We start from the raw sequence: 1,742 nt of genomic DNA on the forward strand, positions 1-1,742 counted from the left end.
TTCGACATACAATGAATTACAGGAGCTACTAACAATCGCATAAAATGTACAACTTTTTGTTGGCACCATTTAACTTTAACAAAACTTTGCAACAGAACCTATGTACGGATGCCTTTTATAACAGGATTACTCTTAAATTTATAAATATTATTGATGCGAAATAAAAAAAAGAGGGATTCCCCAAGTCTGGAGAATCCCTCTTTTCACATATACATAGGCTTATTTTTCAGTTAAAAAACTGAATTATCCGTAAATTATTTCTAAAATATAACAAATATTTACATAAACGAGTAGAAATGGTAGATTTCAATTGTACTAAACCAAAAGGGGGATTAATTTATGTTAAAAAAATTTTGTGTAGGTTTATTAACTACAATGATTTTGTTAAGCACAAATGGTATCGCTGATGCATCGACTGGTAGCTTGTATGCAAAAGATGAAACGATAACAAAGAACACAAAAATTGCAACCGCTTCCTCGAAGACATGCAAAGACTGTTGGCATGTTGGTGAATACAGAATTGAAGATGGTGTCGCTGCCAGGTTAACGGAAGGGGACTCAGATGTTATAGAAATTACGGTAAAAAAGAATGGAAAAGTTAGAATGGACGTTGTAGGCACAGGTTTCGCCGTAGTTAAAGTAACTCAAAGTAATGGGAAAAGTGTATACTATGAGTTTGAGGTAATCTAATTTTTATTAAAATACTAAAAAAAATAAAAAGCTACCATATAAAAAAGGACATCTTCAAATGAGGAAGATGTCCTTTTTTATTCCCTACTTCACATATACATAGGCTTCATTTGCAGTTACATAGTATGTTTTGCCTTTGCTGTTGTGTACTTTGTATTACGGTGAACCATTCACAGTTACTTTCGCATCGATTGAAAATCCTAATCCTGCATCTACAAAACCGGCGACATCTTTATCGTGCCAAGAAGCAGAATGATAGAAACGTAGGTTGTCCACTTTAGAAACAACACGTTTGCCTACAATAGATGAATCTACTGTACTTTTCTTATCGAATTTCACATAAGAAGAATTGTATTTAATCCATTGATCGCCACCAAGATTTAACCAACCATCTTTTTCAGCCCAAACAACATATGCCTCCGGTTTGTTCAATTGGCGAATTTTAGAGTAGCTTGTATCTGGACCTTTACGCAAATTAACGTTGTTGCCTTGAATGTATGCCACGCCATCAGTAACAGCTGTTGGTACTTCTGCTGGTTTAGATGGTTGTTCCGGAACTGAAACTTCGACATTAGAATTATTGTATGCACGTTGTACATCAGCGCGGAATTGTGCTTCTGATACACCATGACTTTTTAGGTAAGATTTTCTGAACAAATATTTCTTAGCGTACAGTAAAAGGGATTAATTGTGACGAAATTGTGTCTAAACGTACAAAATTCCCGAAATGATATGATGAGGCCATGCCCATCAACTTAAGAAAAGTAAACACCCCCAAAACAAAAAAATGAGCTGACTTCTCAAAATAACTAACTGTAGAGAAAGAAAATTTTCATTTAGGGGGTACTTCAAAACCTTAGCTTGATGGCGATGGGGTCACCATATCAAAAAAAGAAAATTGTACGTTTAGACACATTTTTCAACCGCTTCCTGTACGTTAAGGGATTGGTTATTTTTTTACAGTTTTTTATAATGAAATTCTAAATATCTAATTATAATAGGTGAAAAAGACGATCAATAGTTGGGGTACGAAAATGATTCGAATTTGCATT

General features: G+C 34.3%; 1 protein-coding gene and 1 pseudogene. One reads left to right on the top strand and one right to left on the bottom strand.

Annotated features, from left to right (window positions below; all coding sequences use genetic code 11):
- Nucleotides 1-339: 339 nt before the first annotated feature.
- On the top strand, nucleotides 340-690 hold the full coding sequence (locus AZF08_RS21380; RefSeq protein WP_033679141.1) for a hypothetical protein: 351 nt from the start codon (nucleotides 340-342) through the stop codon (nucleotides 688-690).
- Nucleotides 691-774: 84 nt separating this feature from the next.
- Here the strand turns inward: AZF08_RS21380 and AZF08_RS31505 are convergent.
- Nucleotides 775-1,332, bottom strand: a pseudogene (locus AZF08_RS31505) (N-acetylmuramoyl-L-alanine amidase); the annotation flags it as partial.
- Between the last annotated feature and the right edge of the window lie 410 nt (nucleotides 1,333-1,742).

Origin of the sequence: Bacillus gaemokensis (genome assembly GCF_001590835.1) — a bacterium.
Taxonomy (GTDB): domain Bacteria; phylum Bacillota; class Bacilli; order Bacillales; family Bacillaceae_G; genus Bacillus_A; species Bacillus_A gaemokensis.

Coding starts and splice junctions, on each gene's coding strand:
- AZF08_RS21380 (WP_033679141.1), top strand. CDS start 340: ATGTTAAAAAAATTTTGTGTAGGTTTATTAACTACAATGATTTTGTTA.